General features: G+C 62.9%; 19 protein-coding genes. 7 read left to right on the forward strand and 12 right to left on the reverse strand.

Annotated features, from left to right (window positions below):
• Together HB630_RS07830 and HB630_RS07835 are read right to left on the reverse strand one after the other, a co-directional pair.
• The gene (locus tag HB630_RS07830; protein WP_213771477.1) at positions 1 to 2,202 is read right to left on the reverse strand and encodes an amylo-alpha-1,6-glucosidase; all 2,202 of its coding nucleotides are present in this window, start codon (positions 2,200 to 2,202) and stop codon (positions 1 to 3) included.
• 66 nt (positions 2,203 to 2,268) lie between these two features.
• Positions 2,269 to 4,032, reverse strand: a complete 1,764-nt coding sequence (locus HB630_RS07835; RefSeq protein WP_213771478.1) for an ABC transporter ATP-binding protein — start codon at positions 4,030 to 4,032, stop codon at positions 2,269 to 2,271.
• Positions 4,033 to 4,323: 291 nt separating this feature from the next.
• Here HB630_RS07835 and HB630_RS07840 point away from each other — a divergent pair, with 291 nt between their 5' ends.
• Together HB630_RS07840 and HB630_RS07845 are read left to right on the forward strand one after the other, a co-directional pair.
• On the forward strand, positions 4,324 to 5,391 hold the full coding sequence (locus HB630_RS07840) for a glycosyltransferase family 4 protein (RefSeq protein ID WP_213771479.1): 1,068 nt from the start codon (positions 4,324 to 4,326) through the stop codon (positions 5,389 to 5,391).
• Between the two features lie 1,157 nt (positions 5,392 to 6,548).
• Positions 6,549 to 7,472 carry a hypothetical protein gene (locus HB630_RS07845; protein WP_213771480.1) on the forward strand — a complete coding sequence of 308 codons (924 nt, stop codon included), beginning with the start codon at positions 6,549 to 6,551 and terminating at the stop codon, positions 7,470 to 7,472.
• 41 nt (positions 7,473 to 7,513) lie between these two features.
• Here the strand turns inward: HB630_RS07845 and HB630_RS07850 are convergent, their stop codons facing one another.
• Complete coding sequence (locus HB630_RS07850; RefSeq protein ID WP_213771482.1) at positions 7,514 to 9,448, reverse strand: alkyl sulfatase dimerization domain-containing protein; 1,935 nt, start codon at positions 9,446 to 9,448, stop codon at positions 7,514 to 7,516.
• Positions 9,449 to 9,719: 271 nt separating this feature from the next.
• Here HB630_RS07850 and HB630_RS07855 point away from each other — a divergent pair, with 271 nt between their 5' ends.
• Both HB630_RS07855 and HB630_RS07860 read left to right on the forward strand, forming a co-directional pair.
• Positions 9,720 to 11,111, forward strand: a complete 1,392-nt coding sequence (locus HB630_RS07855) for an MFS transporter (protein ID WP_213771484.1) — start codon at positions 9,720 to 9,722, stop codon at positions 11,109 to 11,111.
• Positions 11,112 to 11,345: 234 nt separating this feature from the next.
• Positions 11,346 to 12,140, forward strand: a complete 795-nt coding sequence (locus HB630_RS07860; protein ID WP_213771486.1) for a class II aldolase/adducin family protein — start codon at positions 11,346 to 11,348, stop codon at positions 12,138 to 12,140.
• A 59-nt stretch (positions 12,141 to 12,199) separates the two neighbouring features.
• Here the strand turns inward: HB630_RS07860 and HB630_RS07865 are convergent, their stop codons facing one another.
• From HB630_RS07865 to HB630_RS07880, 4 genes are all read right to left on the reverse strand, one after another.
• The gene (locus HB630_RS07865) at positions 12,200 to 12,559 is read right to left on the reverse strand and encodes a RidA family protein (RefSeq protein ID WP_218626062.1); all 360 of its coding nucleotides are present in this window, start codon (positions 12,557 to 12,559) and stop codon (positions 12,200 to 12,202) included.
• Positions 12,560 to 12,846: 287 nt separating this feature from the next.
• The gene (locus tag HB630_RS07870; protein ID WP_213771490.1) at positions 12,847 to 14,589 is read right to left on the reverse strand and encodes a benzoate-CoA ligase family protein; all 1,743 of its coding nucleotides are present in this window, start codon (positions 14,587 to 14,589) and stop codon (positions 12,847 to 12,849) included.
• 228 nt (positions 14,590 to 14,817) lie between these two features.
• Complete coding sequence (locus HB630_RS07875; protein WP_213771492.1) at positions 14,818 to 15,633, reverse strand: alpha/beta fold hydrolase; 816 nt, start codon at positions 15,631 to 15,633, stop codon at positions 14,818 to 14,820.
• Positions 15,634 to 15,637: 4 nt separating this feature from the next.
• Entirely contained in the window at positions 15,638 to 16,132 is a 495-nt protein-coding gene (locus HB630_RS07880) for a MarR family transcriptional regulator (protein ID WP_213771494.1), read from the reverse strand.
• Positions 16,133 to 16,378: 246 nt separating this feature from the next.
• On the opposite strand from HB630_RS07880, the gene HB630_RS07885 reads away from it, so the two are divergent.
• Together HB630_RS07885 and HB630_RS07890 are read left to right on the forward strand one after the other, a co-directional pair.
• The gene (locus HB630_RS07885) at positions 16,379 to 17,554 is read left to right on the forward strand and encodes an ABC transporter substrate-binding protein (protein WP_213771496.1); all 1,176 of its coding nucleotides are present in this window, start codon (positions 16,379 to 16,381) and stop codon (positions 17,552 to 17,554) included.
• Between the two features lie 91 nt (positions 17,555 to 17,645).
• On the forward strand, positions 17,646 to 18,101 hold the full coding sequence (locus HB630_RS07890) for a cupin domain-containing protein (RefSeq protein ID WP_213771498.1): 456 nt from the start codon (positions 17,646 to 17,648) through the stop codon (positions 18,099 to 18,101).
• 208 nt (positions 18,102 to 18,309) lie between these two features.
• Here HB630_RS07890 and HB630_RS07895 read toward each other — a convergent pair whose 3' ends face one another.
• The 5 genes from HB630_RS07895 to HB630_RS07915 all read right to left on the reverse strand — a co-directional run bounded on the left by HB630_RS07895 (position 18,310) and on the right by HB630_RS07915 (position 24,144).
• Positions 18,310 to 19,560 (reverse strand): flavin-dependent oxidoreductase, encoded by a 1,251-nt coding sequence (locus HB630_RS07895; RefSeq protein WP_213771500.1) that lies wholly within the window; start codon positions 19,558 to 19,560, stop codon positions 18,310 to 18,312.
• Positions 19,561 to 19,626: 66 nt separating this feature from the next.
• The gene (locus tag HB630_RS07900; RefSeq protein ID WP_213771502.1) at positions 19,627 to 21,978 is read right to left on the reverse strand and encodes a bifunctional salicylyl-CoA 5-hydroxylase/oxidoreductase; all 2,352 of its coding nucleotides are present in this window, start codon (positions 21,976 to 21,978) and stop codon (positions 19,627 to 19,629) included.
• A gap of 195 nt (positions 21,979 to 22,173) precedes the next feature.
• Positions 22,174 to 23,010, reverse strand: a complete 837-nt coding sequence (locus tag HB630_RS07905; protein WP_213771504.1) for an enoyl-CoA hydratase family protein — start codon at positions 23,008 to 23,010, stop codon at positions 22,174 to 22,176.
• Between the two features lie 32 nt (positions 23,011 to 23,042).
• Complete coding sequence (locus HB630_RS07910) at positions 23,043 to 23,804, reverse strand: SDR family oxidoreductase (protein ID WP_213771506.1); 762 nt, start codon at positions 23,802 to 23,804, stop codon at positions 23,043 to 23,045.
• Positions 23,805 to 23,976: 172 nt separating this feature from the next.
• Positions 23,977 to 24,144, reverse strand: coding sequence for a hypothetical protein (locus HB630_RS07915; RefSeq protein WP_213771508.1), 168 nt, complete (start codon positions 24,142 to 24,144; stop codon positions 23,977 to 23,979).
• 263 nt (positions 24,145 to 24,407) lie between these two features.
• Here HB630_RS07915 and HB630_RS07920 point away from each other — a divergent pair, with 263 nt between their 5' ends.
• The gene (locus HB630_RS07920; RefSeq protein ID WP_213771510.1) at positions 24,408 to 25,562 is read left to right on the forward strand and encodes a zinc-binding dehydrogenase; all 1,155 of its coding nucleotides are present in this window, start codon (positions 24,408 to 24,410) and stop codon (positions 25,560 to 25,562) included.
• The last annotated feature ends 4 nt before the right edge of the window (positions 25,563 to 25,566 follow it).

The following is a 25,566-nucleotide window of genomic DNA, read 5'->3' on the forward strand; positions in this document are numbered from 1 at the left end:
CTAATGGGCCAGCACGATCGACACCTGAATCTGGCCGCGGGTGCGCAACACCTCCATCGACACATCATCGCCATGACGGCGAATGCGGAGATCGACGCTTGAATGACCGAGTTGTAGATCGCGCAGCACCACTTCATCGAGGAAAGCCGGCAACCGCGGATTGCGCAGACGGATTTCGCCGCGCTGCACGTCGAATTCGAGGCCAAGCGCCGCTTCCAGCAGTGTGAACGGCGTCGCGCTTGCCCAGGCCTGCGGCGCGCAGGCGACAGGATAAAGCGTCGGGCCGCGCTGCTTCTCACGCCTGAAGCCGCAGAACAGTTCGGGAAGCCGCCGCAAATCCATGTAGGTCGCGGCATCGAACAGGCCCTTGAACACCTGCCCGACCGAATGCTTCAGCCCGTAGCGCGCAAGCCCGAGCGCGATCAGCGCATTGTCGTGCGGCCAGATCGATCCATCGTGATAGGACATCGGATTATAGCGCGCTTCGCCGCGCGCCACGGTGCGGATGCCCCAGCCGGTGAAGAAATGCGCCTGCATCAGATCGGCGGCGACCCTGCGGGCGCGGTCTTCGCGCACAATGCCGGTAAACAACAACTGCCCGGCGTTCGAGGTGCGAACCTTGCAAGGCTGTTTGGCACCGTCGAGCGCAAGCGCGTAGGTGCCGAGTTCCTCGCACCAGAACGCATCCTCGAAGCGCCGCGCCAACTGCTCCGCCTCGGTTTCGAGCTTTCGTGCCATTGCGGTCTTGCCCAGATGCAGGGCGCAACGCGCCGCCAACTGCTTGGCGGCGAAGACATACCCCTGCACTTCCGCGAGCGCGATATAGCCTTCCGCGAGCCGGCCATCGGCATGGAAGATCGCATCGTAGGAATCTTTCCAGCCCTGATTGGCGAGCCCTTTTTCGGAGGCGCGCTGATATTCGACGAACCCGTCGCGATCGGGATCGCCGGCGCCGTCGATCCAGTGCAAGCCTGCCTCGATCGCCGGCCACAATTCAGCCAGCGTCGCTTCATCGCCGCTGCGCTCGATATAAAGGCCGGCCAGCAGCACGAACAGCGGCGTTGAATCCACGCTGCCGTAATATTGCGCAAACGGTACCTCGCGCAGCGAAGCCATTTCGCCGCCGCGCATTTCGTGCAGGATCTTGCCGGGCTCGGCGTCCGCCAGCGGATCAGCGACTTTCGCCTGGTAGAACGCCAGCCGTCTCAACACCCCGCGCGCGACCCGTGGGTCGATCCATAACATCTGCAGCGCGGTGATGATGCCGTCGCGGCCGAACGTGGTCGAATACCAGGGGATGCCCGCATAGGGATATCGCCCCTGCGGCGTGTCCGTCATCAGCATGTTGAGGTCGGCCATCGACTGGCACACCACCTCGTTGAAGATGTCGTTCGACGTTTCGATGCTGGCGGCGCCCGCCGACGACTGCCGCATCTCGCGGCGGTGCGCCAGCAGCCCGCGGAAGAACGGCACGGGCTTGAACGGCACGGGTTTGTTGCAGGATGCGGCGACGAACAGCGAGCTTGCCTGCTGCGGCGCCAGCTCGACATGATAGACTGCGGCATTCGCCGCAAGGCGCGTCGGCCGCGGATCGAAATGCAACGCCGTGATGCGCGTCTCGTCGTCCAGACCTTTGTATTCGAGCGTGACGTTGGCCGGGCCGAGCGGCTTGCTGGAGCCGATGCCACGCCGCGGGCGCCGTTCGCCCCGCACTTCGAACAGGTCGGCGAAGTCGTTGTCGAACAGCAGCGTGACGTCGAAACTCGCTGGGCTTTCGCCGTGATTCTGGATGCCGATGCGCTGATACGCCGTTCCGCGCCACAGGAAGATCGTGCGTACGATGTGCAGCATGTCCTTTTGCAATACGAGATGGCCGTCACGGTACACATCGGGGTTGGTGAGATCGACGGTCAGCGCGGAATTGTCGTCGCGCAGGTTGGAGCCAAGCAGCAGCGGCTGAACATCATTGAGCACGAGTTCCAGCCGCGCCAGATAGCGGGTATCGGCGTTGAACAGACCGTCCGGACCGCCGGCCGAGGCGCCGATATCGCCATGACTGTCCAGCACGATGAAGGTGTCGTCATGCTTGAGCGAGCGCCGCGGCCGCGCCGCAGGCCCGGTCATCGGAATGTAGAACGGCGATTCCGCGACCGCTTCGGCGGATCTGGCCGCCATGATTTGCGTTACGACTTCGGCTGGCATCTGACCTCGTGCGGTTTTTCCCCGACCTGCGATGAACGCACCAGGCCTTAAACGCTACCGCGGCACTCAGGCCGCATGGGTCGCAAGGCGGCTCATCTCCCGGGTTACCAACTCGCGATACGGGCCCTGTCCCTGCATCAGACGATCCGGCGGACCGTCCTCGATGATCTTGCCGGCTTTCAACACCACCACCCGGTCGAAATTGCGCAGCGTCGCCAGCCGGTGGGCGATCGCGACCACGGTGCGGCCGCGCATCAGGCGGCCGAGCGCTTCGCGGATCGCCTCCTCCGACTCGCTGTCGAGCGCGGCGGTGGCTTCGTCGAGCAGCAGGATCGGCGCATCCTTCAGAAAGGCGCGCGCAATCGCGATGCGCTGCCGCTGTCCGCCCGAGAGCTTGAGGCCGCGGTCGCCGACCATGGTCGCAAGCCCGTCCGGCAAGGTCTCGACGAAATCGCACCGGGCCGCAATCGCCGCACGCAGCACTTCATCGTCCGTCGCTGTCGGCCGTCCATAGCGGATGTTTTCCATGATCGAGCGCTGGAACAGCGAGATGTCCTGCGGCACCACCGAGATCGCCTCGCGCAGGCTTTGCTGCGTGACGCGCGAAATGTCCTGGCCGTCGATCGTGATGCTGCCCTGCTGCACGTCGTAGAACCGCTGCAACAGCACGAACAGCGTCGACTTGCCGCCGCCGGATTGTCCGACCAGCCCGACCCTTTGGCCGGCTTGCAGGCGAAGGCTGAAGCGGTCGAACACCTTGACCCCACCGGGATAACGGAACGACATATTGTTGAAGGCGATCGACGCGCCCGCTTTGACCAGGGTCTCGGCTTCCGGGTGATCCTTCAGTTCATGCGGAAGCAGCAGGGTCGCGATCGCTTCCGTCAGCCGCGCGACGTGCTGGGTGACGTCGACCAGCGCCACCGCGAGGTCCCGCGTGGCGCTGAGAATGGAAATTCCCAGCGTGCAGACCAGCACGACGTCGCCTGTCGTCGCCGCGCCGCGCTGCCAGAGCGTGATCGCCCAGGCCAGCAGGCCGATGATCAGCACGACCGTAATGAAGGCATGGGCCAGGCGAAGTTTTTCGAGGTACCGGAGACTGCGGCCGCGCGCGATCAACTCCCGGCCCACCGTGGCGTCGAACCGGTCGTGCTCGAAATTGAGGCCGCAGAACGCGCGCACCAGCGACATGTTGTTGATGACATCGACCATCTCACCGTCGACGGCGGCGGCCTTGTTGGCGAAATCGTCATGCAGCGGCTTGCCCGCGGCCGCCAGCTTGAACAGCGCGACCACCATGATCCCGGCGATAACGATCAGCCCGCCGGCCATCGCCGGGCTGACGCTGCCGATCAATGCGATCGCCGCAATGGTGGCGAAGCATGGCGGCAGCACATTCCAGACGAACATGTTTTCGACGGTGAACACCGCATTGGAGGTGGCCGTGATGCGGCTGGTGAGCATGCCCGGCAGCCGGTCGGAGAAGTAGCTCGGCGCGTGCCCGGTCAGATGACGAAACATGTCGCGGCGGAGATCTCCGGTGACGCCGACAAAGGTGAAGCTCGCGATCCAGCTCGCGATCCGCCACAGGAAATTATCGGACGCGATCAACGTCATGAGTAAAATGAATGCCAGCCATACGTCGCCCGAATGAGAGGGCCCGCCGGACAACGCGTCGACCAGGCTCTTGATGCCGTATTGCGTGCCGACCGAACAGGCAACCGCGGCAAGAACGGCCGTCAGGATGGCCGCGTGCGCGGCCGGCCTCATGCGCAGGTAGCGCAGCACAAACGGAAAAGGACGATGTGCGTATCCTGAAAGACTGTCCATGTGCCTGCAAACCCGTTGGAAAGAAAGGGAAATTCTGTTTCGTTGCGTTTGTTCGACCGCCCGGCGGAGGCTTCCTTGAATTTCCCACCATACCGCCATCACCGCGCGCCAATCTTGCAGCAGTAACAGCGGCGAAAATCGGATCGGTGTGATGGCATCAGCGTGACTTTGCTGAAGGAAGTGCCCGCCTTATGGGAACTTCGCAGGTGCGGAAACGTTCCCTGTCCGGTGTACCAGCACCAACCGCAACGACGGGCTTTTCGTTCACGATCGTGACAGGAGATTAGATAGATGCGTATCGCGCAGGTTGCTCCCCTGACGGAGGCCGTCCCGCCCAAGCTCTATGGCGGAACCGAGCGGGTGGTCCATTGGCTGACCGAGGAGCTGGTCGCACTGGGAAACGACGTGACGCTGTTCGCCAGCGGCGACTCCCAGACCTCCGCGAAACTGGACGCGATATGGCCAAGGGCGCTGCGCCTCGATGGCTCGGTCCGCGACCCCAATGCGTTGCATATGGTGCTGTTGGAGCATGTCCGGCGGAAATGCGACGACGAGGAATTCGACTTCCTGCACTTCCATCTCGACTATTATCCGTTCTCGCTGTTCTCCCGGCAGCCGACGCCATACGTGACCACCTTGCATGGCCGGCTGGATCTGCCCGAACACCAGCCGGTGTTCACGACCTTCGCCACCGTGCCGGTGATTTCGATCTCGAACGCCCAGCGCCGCCCGGTGCCACAGGCCAACTGGGTCCGCACCATCCATCATGGCTTGCCGGAAAATCTGCTGACGCCGCGGCCGGTGACTCCCGGCTATCTGGCGGTGCTCGGCCGCATCGCGCCGGAGAAAGGCGTGGACCGCGCCATCAAGATCGCGATCCGCTGCGGCATTCCGCTGAAGATCGCCGCCAAGGTCGACCGCGCCGATCAGGAATATTACGACGAGATCATCCGTCCGCTGATGGATCATCCGCTGGTCGAATATATCGGCGAGATCGGCGATCACGAGAAATCCGACTTCCTGAGCGGCGCGCTCGCGCTGCTGCTGCCGCTCGACTGGCCTGAACCGTTCGGCCTCGTCATGATCGAGGCGATGGCCTGCGGCACGCCCGTCATCGCCTATAATCGCGGCTCGGTCCCCGAGATCATCGACGACGGCCTGACCGGCTTTATCGTCGAGGACGAGATCAGCGCCGTCGGCGTCGTGAAGCGGCTTTCCGAACTCGACCGCGGCGCGATCCGCAAGCAGTTCGAAAAGCGTTTCACCGCGCGCCGCATGGCGCTCGACTATCTCGCCGCCTATCGCGGCCTGACGGAAATCGCCGAACCGCGCATCAAGCTGGTGAGCAGCGCCGAGTAATACGCCGTGGCGCAAGCGGCATCCAGACTACGAAGCAAAAATTAAAACGTCGGTGTTTCGGCAACGGCAGTGAACTCCCTCTCCCACCCAACTCGGGTTTACCCGAGTTGGGCATTTCATATTGTCGAAGTCGGATATATCCAACTTCGAGGGAAGAGGGTCGGGAGTTCAGGTCTCGATGGATCGCAACCCCTCACCCGGACCGCATCTGCCGATGCGATCCGACCTCTCCCAAGGGAGAGGTGAAAACGGGTCGGGTCTCCGGCAATTCCGCCATTGGCGATTCAGTTTTCAGACAGCTAGAAAGCATACGAAGACGCAATCCCGCGACGCAACGCGCCCGAGTTGTGCAAGAACCATCGGCCCAAAGGCGTGGCGCGCCTCAAGAAAGGGCGCGAGCGACCCTTAAAAAGGGCGCGGGGAATGCCGGGTGCCCGTTGCACCCGCAGCCTCGTGCGCAAAGGTAGAAAGCACACGAGTTAGTCACCACGAGTCCACCGGGGTCACCCGGCATTCCCGCACGCGATGGTTTTAACGGCTTATTTCGTACTCTCCCCGGTGATCGGGCTTTCTTGTCACCGTCATCCAGTGGATTAATGGCTAATCGAACCCGGTCGGGCCGACCTCACCTCCGCTGAACTTGACGCCGGCGTCGAGGCGTCAGGACCACACGACTTCACCGTCCGCAATAGCAGCGTTCGTCTGCGCGCCGTCGACCGCTCACGGGAACCCGCCCTGCGATCGCGTCACGCGCCCAATGCTGCCGCGTCCACCGCATCCCGTCCCGCATCCGTGACGATCGCGATACGCCCCTTTGTTGGGACAGGATGGAGTCGACCTACTGCTGTTTCTACCAGGCGGCAAAGCGGGAAATTTTTCGACGCAGGACTGGACAGCGGAATCACCGGGGCGAGACGGCGAAAAACCGATGCTTTGATCAGACGGGCGTTACCGCACAAATCCAATAATGGCCGACGGAACCGAAGATCGCCGTCGCAGGCAATAGACCAGCCGTAAAATCTCCGGCGGACGAAGATCATATTGCGGTGCCCACGGCGGGCATCATTTCTCAAACTGTTCTGTTTTGAACAGGTCCGTTCGTTCGCACGATCCTACGATTGCGAATACGAATCATATTTCGCAATCGTGGAGCGCATATGAACAAATTGACATTCGTCGTGATTGTCGCGGGATTGGCCGCGGCCGGTGGCGTCCCAGACGCAAATGCCCAGTCGGCGAATCCGCTTGCACGAGCCGCGCAGATCGCTCCGCCTGGATCGGATGTGCCGCGATCCGCCTTCTTCATCGGCCTGGGCGGAAGTTACAATCAATCCGACTTCGGCACCCAGGACGTCTATGCCGTCGGAACGTCGAATGTCTTTCAAAATGGATTGTTGACCTCGAGCGGATCGGCGGCGGGTCCCGCCAGCATCCACATAGATTCAGAGTCCGGTTTTGCGTTTTCGATGCAAGGCGGTTATTTCCAAAATTTTTCCGGCAGTGACTGGTTATGGGGGGCCAAGTTTACCTACCGCGATCTGACAGCAACCTACGCTGTGCGGAATGTTCTCCTGCCCCAAACGGGATCATTTACACCTACAGGCAGCGCCACTCCGGTCCCGTTCACGGGAAATGCGCTGGTCGGATCTTACCAAACCAACATTACACATGAGATTGCTTTCATTCCTTTCATTGGCCGGTCGTTCGAGAAGAGCATTCTCTACATCGGCGTTGGTCCGACGCTATCTCGTATGCGAACCAACCTGAACGGTTTGATCGGCTTTGCAGATATCAACGGCGCACGCACCGACGTCTCCGGCAATCCGATTAGTCTCTCCAGTGCCAGTTGGGTGTATGGGGGCGCCGCGACAATTGGCGCAACTTACTTCCTCGACTCCTCCTGGTTCCTGGATTTCAGTTACACTTTCGCCATGACGGGCGATCAGGCCCTCGGCTATTCAAGCCCGTTTTCCAATCCCAACGGCACAAACGGTTCGACGGTTACCGGGACGCTGGTTGGCACCTCTTCCGGGAGAGTGATTACCCAAGGAGTTACCGCCACGATCAACAAGGCATTTTGATTTCGAGCCGCTTCGTCGCGACAAGATGCGCCGAGTCCAACCTAGGCGACCACTGCCTGCTTCGGCTCGACGATCTCGAACATGCGCGGGAATTCGTCCATCAGCGCCATCAGTTCGGCGAGCCGCATCGGATTGCCGCTGAACTTGATCCTGCCGCTTGTGACCGCTTCCGGGAAGGTCGTCTGTTTCGCGATCACCTCGTCGAACGTGCCGCGCGCCAGGGTGAAGCCTGCATCCGCATCAGCCGATTGCGCACCGGCCACATAGGTCAGCGCGCAATTCTCCAGATTGAGGATGAAGGTCTCGCCGGTGTCGGTGAAACTCCAGTTCAGCACGATGCGCTTGCCTTCGGCCTTGGGGCCGTTGAGCCTGATCCCCAGCACGTCCCATAGCTGTTCGGTGCGCAGGGCGGCCAGCGTTTCACGCGGCATCGGCGGACGCGGCGGCACCGTCGGCATGCCGTGCCGCAATTCCTGGGCGCCGAACAGATAGGCGTTGCGCCAGGTCGCGCTCTCGGCGGCGTAACCGAGCTGCTCGAGCGTGTCGGCGAGCAGCGCGCGGGCGCGCTCGTTGCCGGGCTCGGCGAACACCAGATGACTCACGGCCTGCGCGACAAAGCGGAATTCGCCCCGCTCAAAATCCTTCGCGGCGCGACCGAGGATCGCCTCCGCGCCGCCCATATATTCGACATATTTCCTGCCGGACTCGACCGGCGGCAGCGGGTCGAGATTGACCGGGTTGGCGTCGTACCAGCCGAGATATTTCTGGTAGATCGCTTTCACATTGTGGCGGATATGGCCGTAATAACCGCGCGCGTGCCAGGCGCCGTCGAGGCTGGCCGGCAGCTTGATGGTCTCGGCGATCTCGCTTGCGGTCAATCCGTGATTCATCAGGCGGATGGTCTGGTCATGCGCGAACTTGTAAAGATCGCGCTGCTCGCGGATCATGGTATCGATGCGCTCGCGGCCCCAGACCGGCCAGTGATGCTGGCCGCACATGGCGTCAGCCTTGCCACCCCATATCTGCAACGCCTCGCCTAGATATTTCGACCAGGCCAGCGCGTCGCGCACATCGGCGCCGCGGAACGGCAGCAGGTTGTGGAAATTATGCGTGCAGTTCTCCGCCAGATTCAGCAGCCTGTAACGGCCTACGTAGAAATGCATCTCGGCCGGCGCCTCGCTGTTCGGCGCCATCTGGAATTCGAATTCGAGTCCGTCGATGACCCGCGTGTCGCCCGTCGCCATGATGAGATCGGTCGGGCGCAACAGCGCGACCGAGCCCGCCGCCATCGATTTGCCCAGCCCGCAATCGACCTGGCCGCGCGGCCCTTTCGCCAGGAACGGCCCGAACTGGTATTGCGCGCGGCGCAGCATCGCGGGACCGGCGATGATGTTTTCCGAAACCGCATTCTCCATGAACAGATTGGGCGCGATGATCGGAATGCTTTCGCTCGCCAGCGTCTCGTCGTCGAGCACGCCGCGCGCACCGCCCCAATGATCGGTATGGGTGTGGGTGAAGATGACGGCGGTCACGGGCCGCTTGCCGCGATGCCTAAAATAGAGATCGATCGCGGCGCGCGCGCCTTCGATCGAGGTCAGCGTGTCCACCACGATCACGCCGCGATCGCCCTCGATCAGCGTCATGTTGGCGATGTCGAAGCCGCGAACCTGGTAGACGCCGGGCAGCACCTCGAACAACCCGTGATGCATGTTGAGGCGCGACTGCCGCCACAGGCTCGGGTCGACCGTGGCCGGCGCGTCCGCATCGGCGAGGAAGCCATAGGGCTCGAGGCTCCAGACCACCCTGCCCGCGGCCGATGTGATCGTCGCGTGATCGATCGTGCCGAGAAAGCCGCGCGAGGCTTCCTCGAAATCGCGCGTGTCCGAAAACGGCAGCGCTTGCAGCGTCGCCGCGTGGCGGGCGGCAACCGATGCCGATGCTTCGTTGGATATTTCGCTGATGCCTGCTTCGGTCATTGCCGGGCCCTCCCTGAACAGGCATGGCGCGGATGGCGTTGGTTTGCAACCGGACGGGAAAGGCAGCCTTGATCGAGCCGGCCTCGGCCCCCTTGCGTAACGGCTCTGCGGCATGACGGCCGGACGCGGGGCCCAAATCCCTCCCCGATTTCTCCTATGACTTTGGTCGCATACGCATTATGCAACCGCGTGCCTGTGGGGCGGACCTCGACCGTAGTACATGCCGCGGGGACGCCATCGCAGCGCCACCGGTCTGGAGAGTTCCAAGCGTATGTCAACGGATACAATTGCGGTGAAGGAACCCGCCGCCGCGCCGGTCATGGATGGTTTGCCGGCGGAACGCAGGCGATGGGCCGTCCTGGCGATCTTTACCGCGCTGTCGATGGCTTCGCTGGATACCGCGATCGCCAACATTGCGCTGCCTGCCATCGCCACCGACTTGCATGTCAGCCCGGCGGACGTGGTCTGGGTGGTCAATGTCTACCAGATCGCGCTGGTCGCCACACTGTTGCCGCTCGGCGCGCTCGGCGAAATCGTCGGTCATCAGCGCATCTATCTCGGCGGGCTCGTCCTATTCACCCTGGCGTCGGTCGGCTGCGCGCTGGCATGGTCGCTGCCCAGCCTGCTGATCGCCCGGGTGCTGCAAGGATTGGGCGCCAGCGGCGTCATGAGCGTGAACACGGCGCTGGTCCGTTTCGTCTATCCGAGCCGCATGCTTGGCCGCGGCTTCGGCCATAACGCGCTGGTCGTCGCCACCGCCTTCACCCTGGGCCCCACCATCGCCTCCGGCATATTGGCGGTCGGACACTGGCCCTGGCTGTTCGCGATCAACCTTCCCTTCGGCGTGATCGCGCTGCTGATCGGCCTGAAGACGTTGCCGTCGACGCCGCGGGCCGTGCATGCCTTCGATTTTCCCGGCGCCGCCCTGGCAGCCGCCTGTCTCGGCCTTTTCATTACCGGGATCGGCAGCGCGGCCCACAAGGCGTCGCCGCTGCTGGTGATCGCCGAACTGGTCGCCGCGCTGTTGCTGGGCTGGCTTCTGACTCGCCGGCATGCGGGTCATCCGGCGCCGATGCTGCCGATCGACCTGTTCCGGCGGCCGGTATTCGCGCTGTCCGCCGCCACCGCCGTGTGTTCGTTCTCCGTCCAGGGGCTGGCGTTCGTGTCGCTGCCTTTCTACTTCGAGGACATCTTGCTGCGCTCGCAGGTGGAGACCGGCTTTTTCATGACGCCGTGGCCTCTGGTGGTTGCGATCATGGCCCCGATCGGAGGCCGCCTGTCCGACCGCTACCCCGCCGGTATTCTCGGCGGCCTCGGCCTGGCGCTGCTCGTGATCGGAATGACGCTGCTGGCGATGCTTCCCGCCTCCCCCGGCATCGCCAATATCGTCTGGCGCATGGTGATTTGCGGGATCGGCTTCGGCCTGTTTCAGACCCCCAACATGAAAGCCCTGATGTCCAGCGCGCCGCCGCACCGCAGCGGAAGCGCCAGCGGCATCGTGGCCACCGCCCGTCTGACCGGGCAGACCACCGGCGCCGCACTGGCGGCGCTGTGCTTCAGCCTCGCCGGTCGCGAGGGAGCAACGCTGGCGCTGGCGCTCGGCACCGGATTCGCCGCGCTCGGAAGCGTGATGAGCTTCCTGCGCCTGGCCGTAGCGCGATAACGCCGGCGCAAGCCACCCGAAAACACAGCCTCGCGGCGATACCGGAAAAGCCATTGTCGGGCGCGCATTCACGCGACCCGTTGGCATCTCCAGCATCTTCGCAGCGCCTCGATGATGGCTGCCTTGCAAGGATCGCGGCCCGGCCCGCCTTGCGGTGTAACGGGAGTTGCCGGTATTCTGACGGCAGTCGACCGGGTCTTCAAAATCACAAAACGAACCCAAGGAAATGCCGCCATGACCCCTCCCGTCAGCTCTCCCGCCATCAAGGTCGCCAAATCGGTCCGCGAGCAGGTGAGCCCCGAGGAATGGGAGGCCCGCGTCAATCTCGCCGCCTGCTATCGCCTCACCGCGATGTATGGCTGGACCGAGATGGTCGCCAACCACATCTCATGCCGCGTGCCCGGCTCGCACGACCAGTTCCTGATCAATCCCTACGGGATGCTCTATGAGGAAATCGATGCATCGAACCTGATCAAGGTCGATCTCGACGGCAACACCCTCTTCAACGCCTCGGATTACGACGTGAACGTGGCCGGCTTCGTGATCCACAGCGCCATTCACATGGGCCGGCCCGATGTCGACTGCGTGGCGCACACGCATACGCCGGCAGGCATGGCGGTCTCGGCGATGGAATGCGGACTGCTTCCGCTGGCGCAGACATCGATGCGCTTCCTCCACATCGCCTACCACGACTTTGAAGGCATCGCCGACGACGTCGGCGAGCGCGAGCGGCTGGTCAGGGATCTCGGCAATCACGAAGCGATGATCCTGCGCAACCACGGCCTGCTGGTGGCCGGACGATCGGTGCCTGCGACCTTCAACCTGCTGTTTCGCATGGAGCGCGCCTGCGAGGTCCAGGTGATGGCGCTATCCTGCAACACCAAGCTGATTTATCCGCCCGCCAAAGTGCTGGAAGACACGTTTGAACGGATGCAGCCGCGCGCCGACCGGCCGCATCTGAACGGCGAACTGGCGTGGCCGGCGCTGCTGCGCAAGCTCGACCGGGTCGACAGCTCGTACCGGAATTAACAACGCGGAAGCAAAACGAACCCGGCTGCCGAGCCGCCGGGCTCAAAAAAGTGATGCCGTCAGCGCGGCACGACCGCCGTGGCTTCGATCTCGACCCGCGCCGCCTTTTCAACGAGACGCACGACCTGGACCAGCGCCATCGCGGGATAATGCGCGCCGAAAACCTCGCGATAGACCTGCCCGAGCGTTTTCAGGTTCGCCAGATATTCCTCGATGTCGACGACATACCAGGTGAGGCGCACGAGATGCTGGGGCCGCGCGCCGCCTTCGGACAGGATCGCCAAGATATTGCTCAGGGTCTGCCGCACCTGGCCGACAAAGTCCTGGGCCAGACGGCCCTCGCTGTCCCAGCCGATAATGCCGCCGGTCACTACGAGGCGGCCGTCGGCCGCCATGCCGTTGGCATAACCTCTCGGCATCGGCCAGCCGCTCGGTTGCAGGATCCGCGGACTGTCCTCCGCGGCCTTGCTCTTCGCAACCGGCAGCACGGCGAGCGCGGGCGGCCCCTTTGGCGTGCTCACTGCTCAGTTTCCTCCATCCTGTCTTGATGCGCTTTCTTCACGCGACCCAATATCCACTTCGCCCGAAAACGCCAGAGCATGATTCAACTGAGTTGAATCATGCTCGCCGCCCATGTTCTTGTTTGAGCATAATCTTTTCGGAAAACCGGTGCCCATTTTTCCTGATCATGCTCCATAGACTACATCTATTCCGCAGCGATGCCGGCCGACGCCGAGGCGGCGCTGGCCTGGGCGATCTGCCGCAGCGCAAACCGCTTCAGTTTTCCGGTTTCCGTCTTCGGCAGTTGCGCGACGAATTCGATCGCGCGCGGATATTTGTAAGGCGCGATCTCGCGCTTGACATGGTCTTGCAGCTCCGTCGCCAACATGGCGTCGCCGATCGCCCCCGGCGCCAGAACCACGTAAGCCTTGACGACCATGCCGCGCGCCTCGTCGGGCGCGCCGACCACGCCGCATTCGGCCACCGCCGGATGGGTCAGCAACGCGGCCTCGACATCGGGACCGGCGATGTTGTAGCCGGCCGAAACAATCATGTCGTCGGACCGCGACTGGTACCAGAAGTAGCCATCCTCATCCATGACATAGGTGTCGCCGGTGATGTTCCAGCCGTTCTGCACATATTTGCGCTGACGCTCGTCGGCGAGATAGCGGCACCCGGTCGGGCCGCGCACCGCAAGCCGGCCCATCGATCCCGCAGGCAGATCCTTGCCCTCGTCGTCGACGATTTTGGCCTCATAGCCGGGCACCGGCTTTCCGGTGGCGCCCGGACGGATCTGGTCCTCGGTCGCGCTGACGAAGATGTGCAGCATCTCGGTCGAGCCGATGCCGTCCATCAGCTTGATGCCGGTCGCCTTCAGCCAGGCGTCGAAGGTTGCCTTCGGCAGGGTCTCGCCGGCGGAAACACATTTGCGCAGCGACGAAAGATCGTGGTCTGCGATCTTGCCGAGCATGGCGCGATAGGATGTCGGCGCGGTAAAGCACACTGTCGCCTTGTAGCGCTCGATGGCGACGGGCAGATCGTCCGGCCCGGCTTTTTCCAGCACCACGAACGACGCACCGATATGCATCGGGAACAGCACGCCGCCGAAGCCGAAGGTGAAGGCCAGCGGCGCCGAGCCGATGAAGCGATCGGTCCGGTTTGCGCGGAGCACGTTGCGCGCGTAGCCGTCGCACACCGCGAGCATGTCGCGGTGGAAATGCATGGTGCCCTTGGGTTCGCCCGTGGTTCCCGACGTGAACGCGATCAGGCAGATATCGTCGGACGCGGTATCGACCGCGGCGAATTCAGGACTCGCCTCCGATACAAGCTGCTCCAGCGAGCCGGGATCGCCAGTGCCCCAATAGACGATGCGTTGGAGTTTCGGTGCGATGGCTTTCGCTTTTTCCATTTCGTCGGCGAGCTTGCCATCGCATAGTGCCAGCGCGATCTCGGCCTTCTGGATCGGATAGGCGAGCTCCTTGGCGCGCAACAGCGGCATGGTCGCAACCACGATGCCGCCTGCTTTCAACACCGCAAGATAGGTCGCGACCATCATCGGGTTGTTGGCCGAACGCAACAGCACGCGGCCGCCGGTGACGAGGCCGAACGTGCCGACCAGCACATTGGCGATGCGGTTCACCAAGTACTGAAATTGGCGATAGGTGAAACTGATCTCCGCGCCGAACAGGCAGGGATCCTCGCCGTGTCCCTCCTCAACCCAGCGGTCGAGAAAATGCGATACGCAGTTCAATCTTTCCGGATACTGCAGCTCCGGCCGTGCGAACACGAATTCCGGCTGCAATTCAGGCGGCGGCAGGCGATCCCGCGCGAACGTATCGACATGGGAAGTATGGGTATGGGCTGTGTAGGTATGGACGGCGGGGGTGCTGGCGCTACCGGTCCCGGTCGCGCGGGATTCGTCAGCCTGGATTTTAGCGGCGTTGGCCATCGCGCGCTCCTCTTCGCCTGGGTCAGGGACGCCCGGCAGCGCTATCTGGCAAACATTTTAGGCTTAAAACAATTTCAGGCAATAAACTATTTTGTGCGGCCGCTGCCGCCGGATTGGGCACGATAGAGCTTCGTTCCGATTGAATCGGAACCGGAGCTCCGTCTTTTGCTTTGACGCATTTTCTTTACGCGAACCGGAAACCACTTCGCTCGAAAACGCCATAGCCGGTCAGCGTCCGGCCATTTCCTTCAGGCGCGTCACCATCGCAGAAGCGGGATCGGCCAGCGGCGCGATCGCGGTGAAATGGTTGGCGCCTTCCACCGTGCCGAACCGGGTAGCGACGCCGGCCTTGCCCCAGGCCTCGACAATGGTGCGGCTTTGCCGGAAATACTCGGCGCTTTCGTTGCCGCCGACGACCGCGTCCAGATCGCCTTGCGCGAGCGGGTTCCAGAACAACGGGCTCGCGGCCCGCGCGGCCGCCGGATCAAGATGCAGCGCCGTGTTGATCGAGGTACCGACCAGCGGCACAAGATCGAACAGGCCCGAAATGGCGTAGGCCGCCGTCACGGGATTCCGGGGCAACGACGGATCGACCGCCGCCCAATCGGTCGCGAGCATGCAGGCCGCAAGATGGCCGCCCGCGGAATGGCCGCTCATCACCAGCGGCTGTCCGAGACGCGCCAGCTCGCGCGATGCCGCCCGCATCTGCGCGATGATGTCGTCGATCGTCACATTGGGACAAAGATCGTAGCTCGGAACCGCGACGCTGACGCCATGCGCGTTCAGCCCTCGCGCGCAATGGCTGAAAAAAGATTTATCCAGCGCCTGCCAGTAACCGCCGTGAATGAAAACCACGATCGGGCCGCCTCCATCGGTCGCAAACAAATCGATCGTATGGCGGGCTCCGGTACCATAGACGATGGCGCGCGGCGTATGCTGCTCGCGATAGGCCGCCGAATCTTTCGCCCATCCGGCGATCAGCGAAGGGTTTTCAGGAACCCGTGCGCGATTATTATATTCGACCTCGTAGTCGATCTCGGCCACAGCGTTACGCCTCCCGGCGACTTGCGGATTTCTGCGCCGACCCCTTGGTCTTGGCCAAGAGCCGCATCAACTCGCGGACGTCCCTCGGCGTAAGCTCTGCAAAGATATCGGCGATCCAGGTCTCGTGCTCCGCCGCCATCCGTCGGAACTCGGCGCGGCCGGCCTTGGTCAGCCGGATCACCTGCACCCTGCGGTCGGACTCCGACGTGCGCCGGTCGAGATGGCCGGATTCGACCAGGCGCTCGACTAATCCGGTGACATTGCCGTTCGAGACCATCATCCGTTTCGAGACGTCCGACAGCGTCATGCCTTCCGGCGCCTTGTCGAGCTGGGCCATCAGGTCGAAGCGCGGCAGCGTGACATCGAACCGCTCGCGCAACCGGCCGCGCACCTCACCCTCGATCAAGGTCGTGCATGTCAGCAGGCGAAGCCACAATCGAAGCTCGTCGCCATGCTCATTCGGCAGTTCAACGGCCTTGGTCTCGGAGTCGAGGATCATGGTGCGATCATATGTCAAATGCCCCACCGGTGCTGTAAGTCAAAACGCCGGTGGCCGCAACCGGCACCGTTTTCCGTATTTCTTTAAGCTTCAAATAATTGGCGCGCCGTTTGCATGTTGGTTCCGGTCTTTTGCCGTTGCCGCGCCTTGACACGCGGCAAGAGCTTTCCTCGGAGGTGGCGGCTGATCCCGGAGGTTTCAAGGAGCCGGATCAGACCGCCCAAGCCGACAATGAACGGAGCGATCATGAAACAGCTATTCAGGTTGGCGGGGCTGGCGGTTTTGCTGGGCGCCGCGTCCGGGCATGCTTTTGCACAAGAAAAGGTCAAAATCGGCGTCATCGTGACGTTGTCGGGACCGGCGGCGGTGCTGGGACAGCAGGCGCGCGACGGCCTCATGCTCGCGGTCAAGGATCTCGGCGGCAAGATGGCGGGCCGCGATGTCGAGGTCATCGCGGTCGACGACGAACTCAAGCCGGACGCCGCGGTGACCAAGGTCAAGGGCCTGCTCGAACGGGACAAGGTCGATTTCGTGGTCGGACCGATCTTCTCCAATATCCTGCAGGCGATTCACAAGCCGGTGCTGGATTCCGGAACGTTCCTGATCAGCCCGAACGCCGGACCGTCGAGCTATGCCGGCGCGAATTGCAGCCCGTTTTTCTTCGTGACCTCCTACCAGAACGATCAGGTTCACGAGGTCCTCGGCAAGGTCGCGCAGGATCGCGGCTACAAGCGCGTCTACGTGCTGGTCCCGAACTATCAGGCCGGCAAGGATTCGGTTGCCGGATTCAAGCTCGATTACAAAGGCGAAATTGTCGAGGAAAGCTACATCCCGCTGGGGACGCTGGACTTCCAGGTCGAACTCTCCAAGATCGCCTCGCTCAATCCTGACGCCGTGTTCACCTTCATGCCGGGCGGCATGGGCGTCAGCCTGGTGAAGCAGTACAGGCAGGCCGGACTCGCCGACCGCATCCCGTTCCTCTCGGCGTTTACGGTTGATGAATCGACCCTGCCCGCGCAACAGGATGCGGCGATCGGCATGTTCGGCGGCGCGAATTGGGCGCCCGATCTCGACAATCCACAAAACAAGAAATTCGTCGCGGCCTATGAGGCCGCCTATAGCAGCGTGCCTGCCACCTACGCCTTCCAGGCCTACGACGCGGCGATGCTGATCGACAGCGCCGTCCGGGCGGTGAAAGGCGACCTCTCCAATAAAGACGCGGTGGCTGCGGCCCTGAAGAAAGCCGACTTCACTTCGCTGCGCGGCGGCTTCAAATTCAACACCAACGGCTATCCGATTCAGGATTTCTATCTGACCAAGGTTGCAAAACGCCCGGATGGAAAATTCCAGACCGAGATCGTCCAGAAGGTGTTCGAGAATGACGGCGACCGCTATGCCAAGGATTGCGTGCCGGGCAATTGAAACAAGACTCGATTGAAACAAAGCCGCGATTGAAACGAGTCCCACGGCGTTCGATACCGACGCGGACAACGACGGAGGAAGGAACAAGGCGATGAAAAGCGAGATCACCGGCATCATACGCGCCAACGAGGGCATGCAGGGCATTTCCTGGAACATCCTCGGCCAGACCTATGTGCCGAAAACCTGCACCGAGCACTCCTTCTCCTGGCACGCGACGCTGCCGCCCGGCACTTTCGTGCCGCCGCACATCCATCCCGACCAGGACGAATATCTCTACATGCTGGAAGGAAAGCTCGATTTCATGTTCGCCGGCTCGGAAGCCCAGGCGACGCCCGGCGATCTGATCCGGCTCGCGATGGGCGTGCCTCACGGCATCTTCAACAAATCCGACCAGACCGCAAAGGTGCTGTTCTGGGTGTCTCCGACCCAAAAGCTGTACGATCTGTTCTGGGGCCTGCATAACATGAAGGAGCAGAAGCCCGAGGACGTCGTGGCGATGGCCGCGGAATACAATATCCACTTCCTGCCGCCGCCTCCGGGGGCGTGAGGAGGGTTCATCCCAACTCTGTCATTCCGGGGCGCATCGAAGATGCGAACTACGATGTGCAATTGCACATCGGAGAATCTCGAGATTCCGGGTCTGGTGCTTACGCACCATCCCGGAATGACGAAAGTATGAATTGATTCGTCGTGGAGTTTGTCCTGGGGCTCGAAGGTAGGATCCGCGGGCTCCACGCAACGACGAGAACAGGTGCTTACGCCCGCACCGCCGCGAGCCCCGGCACCGCCGCAAAACCCGCCTTGCTGGCATAGCCGCGCACGATCGCCTCGCGCTGGGGATAGCTCAGGACATGCTCGACATTGTCGAAACCGTCGGGAGCGAGTTGCTCGACGGCGTCGATCACGCCTTCCGGGCCGCCGCGCCGGTTCGAGCGCACGATCTCCGCCGTCATCGGCAATCGCTTCTGCTCATATGCCACCAAGGCCTGACGCGGGTGCTCGGAACGCGCCAGCGCATCCGCCAGACAGCGCGCGTCAAGGATGGCCTGCGACGCGCCATTCGAGCCCACCGGATACATCGGATGGGCGGCGTCGCCGAGCAGCGTCACGCGGCCGCATGACCAATAAGGCAGCGGGTCGCGGTCACAGGTCGGGTATTCGTAGAACTCAGACGTTGCCGAAATCAGGCCGGGCACGTCGACATGCGGCACCGAGAAGCGGGCGACATGCGGCATCAGTTCTTCGCGCTTGCCGGGTCGGGACCAGTCCTCGCGGCGGGGCGGCGGTGCATTGCCGTCGCCGACCTTCACCAGCACCGCCCAATTGGTGAGGCGGTTCGCCGGGCTTGATCCTTCCGCGATCGGATAGACCACGACCTTGGCATGCAGGCCGCCGGCGACGATCATCGACCGGCCGGTCAGGAAGGCCGGCCAATCGCGCGCGCCGCGCCACAGCATCAATCCGTTCCAGCATGGCGGCCCCTCGTCCGGAAACAGGGTTTCGCGCACGCGTGAATGAATGCCGTCGGCGCCGATCAGGATATCGCCGCGCACGGTCTTGATATGCGCGCCGGTGCGATCGAAGAAATACGCCGTGACGCCGCCTTCGTCCTGGGTGAAGGCGCCGAGCCGGCAACCGGTGTGAAGCGCTTCCCGCCCCAACCGCTCCTCGACGGCCCGGTGGATCACGCTTTGCAGCCGGCCGCGATGGATGGAGAACTGCGGAACGTCATGGCCGGCATCGATGCCGCGCGATTCCTTCCAGACTTCCTGGCCATGACGGTTGAGATAATACAGCACGTCGGTACGGATCGCGACGTCGTCGAGCTTCTGTAGCAGCCCAAGGCCGGCCAGTTCGCGGATCGCATGCGGCAGCGTATTGATGCCGACGCCCAGCTCGCGGATCGTATCGGCCTGCTCGAACAGCTCGCAGCCGATGCCGCGGGCCCGCAGCATCAATGCCGTGGTGAGACCGCCGATCCCCCCTCCGACGATAATCGCCTTCATCGCCCGTCTCCACGCAAAGCTTTACGCAACCAACACCAAATCATGATCCGATTGGACCACAGCCGGTCACTCCGCCGCAAGCGGCTTTGTCACTTCCAACGACAGCTCCGCCCGAGTCTTCGGCTTGGCCTTGATTTTCAACTCGTCGTAATCCTGCCGGTCGCGCACGCTGTTGCGGAAAATCTGTTCCTTGCCCGGCAGATATTGCGGTGGGCAGGCAATATCCGAGGCGCCATACCAAGCCGCCGCCTTCAGCGTGAACGACGGGTCCACCAGATGCGGACGGCCGAGCGCCACCAGATCGGCCCGGCCGGCGGCCAGGATGGTGTTGATCTGGTCCGCTGTCGTGATGTTGCCGACGCACATCGTCGCCACCCGCGCTTCGTTGCGGACCTGATCGGAGAACGGCGTCTGGAACATGCGTCCATAGACCGGCCGGGCCTCACGCACCGTCTGTCCGGTCGAGACATCGACGAGATCGACGCCGGCCGCGGCGAAGGCGCCCGCGATCAGCACGGCGTCATCGCCGGTAATACCGCCCTCGGCCCAGTCGGTCGCGGAAATACGCACCGACATCGGCTTGTGTACCGGCCATGCCGCCCGCATCGCCTCGAACACTTCGAGCGGAAAGCGCAGGCGGTTTTCGAGCGGCCCGCCATAGGCATCCGTGCGCTTGTTGGTCAGCGGCGAGATGAAGCTCGCGAGCAGATAGCCGTGGGCGCAATGCAGTTCCAGCATATCGAACCCGCAGCGCTCGCCGCGCTCGGCGGCCGCAACGAACGCCGCCTTGACCGTCTCCATCGCGGCGCGGTCCATCTCGCGCGGCACCTGGCTATCGGGGAAATAGGGAATTGGCGACGCCGACACCACATCCCAGCCGCCCTGCTCGAGCGGACGGTCCATGCCGTCCCACATCAGCCGGGTCGCTCCCTTGCGCCCGGCGTGGCCGAGTTGCAGGCCAATTTTTGCGGCCGAATTGGCATGCACGAAATCGACGATGCGGCGCCACGCGGATTCCTGCTCGTCGTTCCACAGCCCGGTGCAACCGGGCGTGATGCGCGCATCGCGGGACACGCAGGTCATTTCGGTAAAGATCAGGCCGGCGCCGCCGATCGCGCGCGATCCGTAATGCACCAGATGAAAATCGGTCGGAACGCCTTCCCTGGCCGAGTACATGCACATCGGCGACACCACCGCGCGATTCTTCAAGGTCATCTCGCGCAGCCGCAGCGGCTGGAACATCGGCGCCAGCGGCTTCTCGACATCGACGTCGAAACCACCGTCGCGAACCTGCCGCGCAAAAGCCTTGTCGACCTCGGCCACGAAGTCAGGCGCCCGCAGCATCAGATTGTCGTAGGTGATGGCCTTGGAGCGCGTCATCACGCCGAAGGCGAACTGCACTGGATCAAAATCCCAGAAGCGGTCGACGTGCTCGAACCAGACCAGCGACACATCGGCGGCGTGCTGGGTCTTCTCCACCTCCTCGCGGCGGCCCGTCTCATAGTCCTGCAATGCGGCTTCGATCGTCGGCGCACGATGCATGGCGTCCGCAAGCGCGATCGCATCCTCCATCGCGAGCTTGGTGCCGGAGCCGATCGAGAAATGCGCGGTCGCCTTGGCGTCGCCGAGCAGCACCATGTTGTCCTTGACCCAGCGCTTGCTGCGGATCATCGGGAAATTGCGCCACATCGAGCGATTGGTCAGAAGCTTGTGCCCTTCGAGGAACCAGCCGAAAATCTCCGCCATCCGATCGGCGGACTGCTTCTCGCTCAAGTCTTTGAGGCCGGCGCGCGCGAAGGTCTCAGGATCGGTCTCGAAGATCCAGGTCGAGTGTCCCACCTCATACTGATAGGCATGGGCAATGAACCGGCCCCACTCGGTCTCCTGAAAGATGAAGGTGAAGGCGTCGAGCGGCCGGGTCGAACCCATCCAGGCAAAGACGTTGGAGCGGACATCGACCTCGGGTTGGAAGTGATCGAGATATTTGTCGCGAAAACGGCTGTTGATGCCGTCGGCCAGCACCGCGAGATCGGCGTCGTCAAAGCGCGCCTCGTCATCGATGTCGGCCTGGAACAGCAGGTTGACGCCAAGCTCGCGCGCCCGCTCCTGCAGGATCAGAAGCAGCTTGCGGCGGGAGCAGCCGCAAAAGCCATTACCGCCGACGCGGTGCATGGTGCCGCGGAAATGCACCGCGATATCGTCCCAATAGGCGAATTCCCGGGTGATGCGGCGATAGCTTGGGGAATCGTATTTCTCGAAATTGTCCAGCGTCGCATCCGAGAACACCACGCCGAACCCAAAGGTGTCATCGGCGCGGTTGCGCTCATAGACCGTGATGTCCGCGTCCGGCCGCTGCTTCTTGAGCAGGATCGCAGAATAGAGGCCGGCCGGGCCGCCGCCGATGATCGCGATCTTCATGAAAGCCTCCGGAAGCTGCTATCGGCCCTTCTCAATTATTTTAAACATAAAGCATTTTTCCGGCAAGCCCTCTCGCGGACCGGCCTTATCCTGAGGGGCCGCGCTTCTGCGCGGCGTCTCGAAGGATGGAGCACACATCTCATCATGGTTCGAGACGCGCGCCAAGAGGCGCGCTCCTCACCATGAGGACGGCCCTTAATTACCCTGAAATGCCGGTTTCACCTTGTTCGAAAACGCCTCGAATGCGCGGGTGAAATCCGCCGTCGTCATGCACAACGCCTGCGCGACGGCTTCCGCCTCGATCGCCTCTTCGACCGACATCGCCCATTCCATCGCCAGCATCCGCTTGGTCATGGTGTTGGCGAAGGTCGGCCCCTCCGCGATCTGTACGGCGAGAAGCTGGGCCTGCGACAGCACATGGTCCGGCGCCACGATGCGGCTGAAGAAGCCCCAGCGTTCGCCCTCCTCCGCCGTCATGAAGCGGCCGGTATAGAGCAGTTCCGACGCGCGCGACTGTCCGATGATACGGGGCAGGATCGCGCAGGCTCCCATGTCGCAGCCGGCGAGCCCGACCTTGTTGAACAGGAACGCGACCTTAGCCCCGGTGGCGGCCAGCCGCATGTCGGAGGCCATCGCGATAATCGCACCGGCGCCGGCGCAGATGCCCTCGACCGCCGCGACGATCGGCTGCGGACAGCTTCGCATCGCCTTGACGAGATCGCCGGTCATGCGGGTAAAGGCGGTAAGGCCTTTGGTGTCCATCTGCACCAGCGGGCCGATGATCTCGAACACATCGCCGCCGGAAGAAAAATTGCCGCCGGCGCCGGTGACGACGATCGCCTTGACGTCGTCGTCGAACGCGCAGGCGCGAAAGAAATCCGTCAGCTCACGGTAGCTTTCGAAGGTCAGCGGATTTTTTCGCTCGGGCCGATTGAGCGTCACCGTCGCCACGTCTTCCGTCACCGCCAGCTGAAAATGGCTCGGCGAATAATTCGCCAAGGGCAACGTGACGGGATTGGCTGGTCTGTTCATGGGATTTCCCTCGCCTGTTGTCCGCGCGCGGCTCAGATTTCTCCGCCGGCGACCGCGATGGCCTGTCCGGTGATCGCGCCGGCGCCTTCGCCGCACAACCACAGCACGGTGTCGGCGACCTCCGACGGTGTCACAAGGCGGCCCTGCGGATTGTGTTTTGCCAGTTCGGCCACCGCCTGCGCGCGGCTGCGGCCGGTTTTCTTCATGATGGCGTCGACGCTGCCGGCCAGCAGATCGGTATCCGTGAAGCCGGGGCACACGGCGTTCACCGTCACGCCGGTATTGGCCAGTTCCAGCGCCAGCGAACGCACCAGGCCAATTACCGCATGTTTCGCGGCGCTGTAGGCGCTGACATAGGCATAGCCCTTGAGACCGGCGGTGGAAGCGATGGCGACAACGCGGCCACAGGGCCGGTCCTTCATCGCCGGCAACGCCGCCTGCACCGTATGGACCACGCCCATGAAATTGACATCCATCATGCGAAGAAACAACGCCGCGTCGGACCGTGCGAACGGCGCCGATTCCGCAGTTCCCGCGTTGGCGATCAGGATATCGATCGGTTGCCGCACCGCGGCCGCCGTGATCGCGGCACCGACCGAGGCATAGTCGGTGACATCGGCGACATCAGCGAAACGCGCGGCGCCGGCCGCGACAGCGTCATCCAGCGCGGCGCGATCGCGGCCGAGCACCGTAACTGTCGCGCCCGCCTGCGTCAGCGTGGCTGCGATCGCACGGCCGATGCCCCGTCCGCCCCCGGTGACGATCGCATGCGCGGAACGCGGCAATCCGGACATGCGCCGTCTCCCTGATAAGGATCTATCGAAGCCTATCCGCCATATATTTTAAACTTAAAGCTTTTGCAAGAAATCGCGTCTGGTACGCGCAAACCCGCCTCATCAATTCCACGACCGTATTGGCTCCCGAGAGGTACGGCCGAAGCATCAAATCATCCGACGAACCGCAACTCTACCGGTTGACCGACGAAAATTCCGTGCTGCAATTCCTTCCGCATTCCGGCGCCGGTGTCTCGAGAAACCAGACCAGCACGAATGTGCAAAACGCCAGCATCGCGACAAAGCCCGACACGATCATCGTGAGATCATCACTGTCCGCATGTTTGAGCCATTTGCGCATCTCAGCCCTCCGGAGGGAATTCGCCGACGATATGCCCCAACCGCCGCCTGTTACGTCAAAACTCGTTCATGATCAACCGGCCAGAGCTGGATGACTTTTCTTCGAATCGTCATCCAGCTCTAACTTTTTGTTTGAGCATGATCTTTTCGGAAAACCGGCTTCCCCTTTTCCGGATCATGCTCTGGCAAATCACCGGCCCCACGAATTGGCCGATGGCCAATGCCGGGATTTCGGCTAAGCTCAAGAAAAAAGGGAGCGCGCCCATGTACCATCCAGCCGGTGTCAAAACCTCACCTAATTTTCCCGTGCCCGAGCAGATGAAGGCCTGGGTGCTGGGAAACCCGGACGAGATTTTCCTGCGTGACAAGCCGACGCCGGTGCCGAAGCGCGCCGAAGTTCTGGTCCGCATCGACGCGGTGGCGATCTGCGCGACCGACCTCGAGATCATCCATCGCGGCCCGCCGGCGAGCATCGGGGGCGGCCTGCCCTTCAACAAGAACTTCACGCCCGGCCACGAATATATGGGCACGGTCGCCGCACTCGGACCCGACGTCGACGAATTCGAGATCGGCCAGCGCGTCAGCGTGGAAATCCATGCCGGTTGCGGCCAGTGCAAGCGCTGCCGGCAGGGCATGTACACCTCATGCCTCAACTATGGACGGCCCGAGAAGGGCCATCGCGCCAACGGCTTTACGACGGACGGCGGCTTCGCCGAATACGCGGTCAATCATATCAACACGGTGGAGCATGTGCCGGACACCATGAGCGATCCGGAAGCGACGTTGGTCGTCACCGCCGGCACGTCGATGTACGGGCTGACCGAACTGGGTGGGCTGGTCGCCGGCGAAAGCGTGGTCGTGATCGGTCCCGGCCCGATCGGCCTGCTTGCCGTGGCCGTGGCAAAGGCGCTTGGCGCAAGCCCGGTCATCCTGACCGGCACGCGCGACAAGCGGCTGGCGATCGGCAAGGAATTGGGCGCCGACCGCGTCATCAATATTTCGAACGAGAATCCGGTCGACGTGGTCAAGCAGCTCACCGGCGGGATCGGCGCGGACTACGTGGTCGAGTGCGCCGGCAGCGAAGCCACCATCGATCAGGCCATCCACATGACCAATCGCGGCGGCAAGATTTGTCTCGCGGCCTTCCCGCATATGCCGATCACGACCGACATCGCCCATCTCGTCAGGAACAATATCTACGTGTACGGCATCCGCGGCGAAGGCAAGAGCGCGACCCGGCGGGCGATGGCGCTGATGGCCGAGAAGAAATTCGACGCCACCAGGATTCATACCCATACATTCGCGCTCGACGACCTGCCGACGGCGTTGCGCTATGCCCGCGAGCGTATCGAAGACGCAATCAAGGTGGTGGTCACGACCCGGCCGACCGAAATGCTGAGCAACGCCGCGGCGCGTTAAGGCG

Origin of the sequence: Bradyrhizobium sp. dw_78, assembly GCF_018449525.1 — a bacterium.
GTDB lineage: Bacteria > Pseudomonadota > Alphaproteobacteria > Rhizobiales > Xanthobacteraceae > Bradyrhizobium.

Excerpts from the sequence above, each read along its gene's own strand:
- HB630_RS07865 (WP_218626062.1), bottom strand. The coding sequence starts at position 12,559 with ATGCCGAGAGGTTATGCCAACGGCATGGCGGCCGACGGCCGCCTCGTA.
- HB630_RS07845 (WP_213771480.1), top strand. The coding sequence starts at position 6,549 with ATGAACAAATTGACATTCGTCGTGATTGTCGCGGGATTGGCCGCGGCC.
- HB630_RS07880 (WP_213771494.1), bottom strand. The coding sequence starts at position 16,132 with ATGATCCTCGACTCCGAGACCAAGGCCGTTGAACTGCCGAATGAGCAT.
- HB630_RS07835 (WP_213771478.1), bottom strand. The coding sequence starts at position 4,032 with ATGGACAGTCTTTCAGGATACGCACATCGTCCTTTTCCGTTTGTGCTG.
- HB630_RS07915 (WP_213771508.1), bottom strand. The coding sequence starts at position 24,144 with ATGCGCAAATGGCTCAAACATGCGGACAGTGATGATCTCACGATGATC.
- HB630_RS07830 (WP_213771477.1), bottom strand. The coding sequence starts at position 2,202 with ATGCCAGCCGAAGTCGTAACGCAAATCATGGCGGCCAGATCCGCCGAA.
- HB630_RS07890 (WP_213771498.1), top strand. The coding sequence starts at position 17,646 with ATGAAAAGCGAGATCACCGGCATCATACGCGCCAACGAGGGCATGCAG.
- HB630_RS07885 (WP_213771496.1), top strand. The coding sequence starts at position 16,379 with ATGAAACAGCTATTCAGGTTGGCGGGGCTGGCGGTTTTGCTGGGCGCC.
- HB630_RS07910 (WP_213771506.1), bottom strand. The coding sequence starts at position 23,804 with ATGTCCGGATTGCCGCGTTCCGCGCATGCGATCGTCACCGGGGGCGGA.
- HB630_RS07860 (WP_213771486.1), top strand. The coding sequence starts at position 11,346 with ATGACCCCTCCCGTCAGCTCTCCCGCCATCAAGGTCGCCAAATCGGTC.
- HB630_RS07920 (WP_213771510.1), top strand. The coding sequence starts at position 24,408 with ATGTACCATCCAGCCGGTGTCAAAACCTCACCTAATTTTCCCGTGCCC.
- HB630_RS07840 (WP_213771479.1), top strand. The coding sequence starts at position 4,324 with ATGCGTATCGCGCAGGTTGCTCCCCTGACGGAGGCCGTCCCGCCCAAG.
- HB630_RS07855 (WP_213771484.1), top strand. The coding sequence starts at position 9,720 with ATGTCAACGGATACAATTGCGGTGAAGGAACCCGCCGCCGCGCCGGTC.
- HB630_RS07895 (WP_213771500.1), bottom strand. The coding sequence starts at position 19,560 with ATGAAGGCGATTATCGTCGGAGGGGGGATCGGCGGTCTCACCACGGCA.
- HB630_RS07850 (WP_213771482.1), bottom strand. The coding sequence starts at position 9,448 with ATGACCGAAGCAGGCATCAGCGAAATATCCAACGAAGCATCGGCATCG.
- HB630_RS07870 (WP_213771490.1), bottom strand. The coding sequence starts at position 14,589 with ATGGCCAACGCCGCTAAAATCCAGGCTGACGAATCCCGCGCGACCGGG.
- HB630_RS07900 (WP_213771502.1), bottom strand. The coding sequence starts at position 21,978 with ATGAAGATCGCGATCATCGGCGGCGGCCCGGCCGGCCTCTATTCTGCG.
- HB630_RS07905 (WP_213771504.1), bottom strand. The coding sequence starts at position 23,010 with ATGAACAGACCAGCCAATCCCGTCACGTTGCCCTTGGCGAATTATTCG.